Below are 3928 nucleotides of genomic sequence, written 5' to 3'. Positions count from 1 at the left end.
GTGACTTCTCAGGCTGGTCTGTCAGTAATGCCGGAGACATCAACGGCGACGGCATCGACGATGTGATTATTGGTGCAAGCTCTGCTGACCCGAACGGCTCCAATTCAGGGCAGAGCTACGTGGTGTTTGGCAGCAAGTCTGGTTTTGATGCCCAATTTAACCTCTCTACCCTCAACGGAACTAATGGCTTTACTATCAACGGCATCGAAGAAAGTGACTTCTCAGGCTGGTCTGTCAGCAGTGCCGGAGACATCAACGGCGACGGCATCGACGACCTGATTATCGGGGCAGGCTATGCTGACCCTAACGGCTCTAATTCAGGGCAGAGCTACGTGGTGTTTGGCAGCAAGAACAGTTTTGATGCCCAATTCAACCTCTCAACCCTCAATGGCACTAATGGCTTTGCCATCAACGGCATCGAAGAAAGTGACTTCTCAGGCTGGTCTGTCAGCAGTGCCGGAGATATCAACGGTGACGGCATCGACGACCTGATTATCGGGGCATTCCTTGCTCACCCCAACGGCTTCGGTTCAGGGCAGAGCTACGTGGTGTTTGGCAGCAAGAACGGTTTTGATGCCCAATTTAACCTCTCCACGCTCAACGGCACTAATGGCTTTATTATCAACGGCATCAATCAAGAAGACCGTTTAGGCTCGTCTGTCAGTAGTGCGGGAGATATCAACGGCGACGGCATCGACGACTTGATTATCGGGGCACCAGATGCCAGGCCCAACAGCAATTACTCAGGGCAGAGCTACGTGGTGTTTGGTAGCAAGGGCGGTTTTGATGCTCAATTCAACCTCTCTACCCTCAACGGCATTAATGGCTTTACTATCAACGGCACTAATATAACTTACTACTCAGGCTCGTCTGTCAGCAGCGCGGGAGACATCAACGGCGACGGCATCGACGACCTGATTATCGGGGGAGGATTGGGTTTAGGGGAGAGCTACGTAGTGTTTGGTAGCAAGGACGGTTTTCGTCCCCAACTCGACCTCTCCACGCTCAACGGCACTAATGGCTTTACCATCAAAAGCGCCACAGGTAGCTTATTTAGCTCCGCTGTCAGCAGCAGTGCGGGAGATATCAACAGTGACGGCATCGACGACCTGATTGTCAGCACACTATATGGCGACTTCAGCGGACCTTTTTATAGCTCATTGCAGAACACCTACGTGGCGTTTGGCAACCGCGCTCCCGTTCTTGACCTCAACGGCAATTCAGAGGGAATTGATTTTAGCACTACCTTTAGCGGTACTCCCGTTTCTATCCTCGATCGCAATTTCACCCTAAGTGACAATAATACCACTACCTTAGCTGCTGTCACCATTACCATTACTAATCTTTTTAATGGCGCAGCCGAAAGTCTTAATGCCACTGCTATTGGTAACATCACTTCTACCTACAACCCCACCACGGGCACTCTCACCCTGAGCGGCACAGATACCATTGCCAATTACCGACAAGTTCTTAACAGCCTTACCTACAATAATACTGCTGCCGCTACTGCTAACACTACAATTGAGTTTGTCGTTAATGACGGGCAAGGTTTTAGTAATACCAGTGCAGTAGCAACTACCACCTTGGGTATTGTCCAGAAATTCATCACGGGAACTAAGAGTGCAGATATCCTTATCGGCACACTCAACAATAACATTATCGATGGAAAAGCTAGTAACGATATCCTCACAGGTAACGGTGGTCAAGATAAATTTATCTTTCTCCCTGGCGATGGTATCGACACCATCACCGACTTTGGCGGCATTGGCAAAGGCACAAATCCTTCATCAGGGGTGATTTCTCAAGTTGACACGCTGAACTTTACAGGATTGGGATTGACTGCTAAAAATCTGCAATTAACTCAAAATGGTAACAATCTAGAAGTCACTTTTGAAGATATCGCCAACACCAAAGTCATCCTGCAAGACTTTCAACTAGAATACTTGGATAATTTACCAGTATTAGGTAGCAGAGCTGCGATCGGCAATATCCTGTTTGATGGACAGACTAACATCGCTGACAGTTTTGATGTCTTCGATGCCAACTCCACTCAAACTAACTTGTTTAATAAGAACACGGTGACATTCCTCAATGACCTTAACAATAACATCACAGGTTTTTACGATTCCAATGATGTGATTAATGGTCAGGGAGGTGATGATATCATCAACGGCAAGAGTGGCAACGATTTGCTACGAGGCGGCGCTGGTAATGATACCCTCATTGGTAATGATGATACCCTCATTAGTGGTGAAGACTATGATACTCTCGTTGGCGGTGCAGGTGCTGATAGATTTGTGTACAAAAAGGATTTTTCCCAACTTTCTCCTTCTACTCTTGTAGTAAATACCATTAGTGACTTTAATAGTTCTGAAGGTGACAAGATTGTACTGGATATAACTTTCTTTAATGCCATTACCTCTGTTGCGGGAAATGGTTTTAGTAATACCAGTGATTTTCAAGTCACTAATTTAGCAGGCACTAGCACGGCGAAAATTGTCTATGACGCTGTGAGTGGGCAGTTGTTTTACAACGAAAATGGCAGTGCGGCTGGTTTTGGCAGTGGTGGTCTATTTGCAACTCTAACTGGTGCGCCAACTCTTACTGCATCAGATTTTGTCTTGCAAGTGTAGTTTGTCCAAAAGACGAAACTACTAGCTCGGAATTTTGAAATTGAATCCTTTACTAATACCAATTCAATTAATGATTGCAACACATTTTTGGGTAAAGTAAAGACGCGACGCCAGTCGCTACAACGGGGAGCCACTGTGTTGGGCGGCTTTGCCGACTTGAAGCAAGTGGCGTGGGAACCCCCGCAACGCGCTGGCTCATGAATCGCGTCTCTACAAATGGTCTATTTGTTGCATTCTTTTTTCCAATTGGTATAACAACTCTCGGCTATTTAGATAGACGAGTCATTTCAAACAATTGTTGGGCATTACTTCCTAAAAAAGCATCAAAAAGCTGCTGCTTTCCAGATTCCACTTCTACTAGATAGCGTTGGGCAATTTCATAATAAGCATAAGTCCAAGGAATCTGAATTTCTGCACCACTGTTATCATCTAATACCGTCACCATTTCTGTTATTGCTTGAGTTGCAGTTTGCCGCAAACCACAAGCAACATTTCCCTCTATCTCTGCTTTCATTGGTACACCCAGGTTAGTCAAAGCACTAGCAGTAGTATCAATGTCTGGATATTCTGGGGTATTCTGTCCATTAACGTAACCTGTAAAGTGGTTGACAGCATATCCGTGCAGCAACACCCAAGCACCATACTGAGTAACCTGATTCACTTCTTCGACAACAGAACGCTGGGGAGGTAGCCAAGGACGGGTAAAAACTTGCTGGAGTTGTTTGGCGATGGTTTCAAAGTCCGCGTCTTTTTGTAGAAGAATAAGGGGTGAGGTCAGTTCGTATGGAATTGAAGATACTGTTTTAAAGATGAGTTGGGCAATATTAGCAGGCAATTCCTCGACAATCAACTCGCTGATAAACAGCTTGGGTAAATTAAATTCCTCTTGCTGCGGATGACGATAATGACGGGCGTACAAATGAGTTTGAGCAAAAGTATACTCTCCAGCCGCCACGTAACCCAAAGCTTCTGCAAGTTGTCCGAGGTAGTCAATTCCTAAGTTAAGTTTACCTTCTGGAGTATCTACTAATAAACGCAATGATCGAAAGGCGATGTGGTCGTTGGCGACAGTCCCACCCGCAGCAGTAATCATTTGCTGGTAGGTACGGGCATGATTTACCCTAGCGCTGTATTCTTGCCAAAGTAATTTCCATAAATTAAGGGCTATTTTATTTGTCATTTGTCATTGGTCATTTGTCATTGGTCATTTGTCATTTGTCATATCATGTCCGCTTGATTGCTTATTAAACCCGAAGAACCCCACCCCGCCAAAGCTACGCCTTGTCTCCCCTCCC

At 45.8% G+C, this 3928-nt stretch carries 2 protein-coding genes; one reads left to right on the top strand and one right to left on the bottom strand.

Annotated elements, in window-relative coordinates; genetic code table 11:
• Positions 1-2633, top strand: a 2633-nt coding sequence (locus RMZ95_RS33955) for a beta strand repeat-containing protein (protein ID WP_409884537.1), incomplete at its 5' end; no start/stop codon positions are given.
• A gap of 265 nt (positions 2634-2898) precedes the next feature.
• On the opposite strand, the gene RMZ95_RS33950 is transcribed toward RMZ95_RS33955, so the two are convergent.
• Positions 2899-3813, bottom strand: coding sequence for a DUF1338 domain-containing protein (locus tag RMZ95_RS33950; RefSeq protein ID WP_409884535.1), 915 nt, complete (start codon positions 3811-3813; stop codon positions 2899-2901).
• Between the last annotated feature and the right edge of the window lie 115 nt (positions 3814-3928).

The organism is Nostoc sp. DedQUE07, assembly GCF_034530975.2.
Classification (GTDB): domain Bacteria; phylum Cyanobacteriota; class Cyanobacteriia; order Cyanobacteriales; family Nostocaceae; genus Nostoc.
Note: the sequence above shows the minus strand (reverse complement) of the source record. Positions and strands in the feature narration are given on the sequence as shown.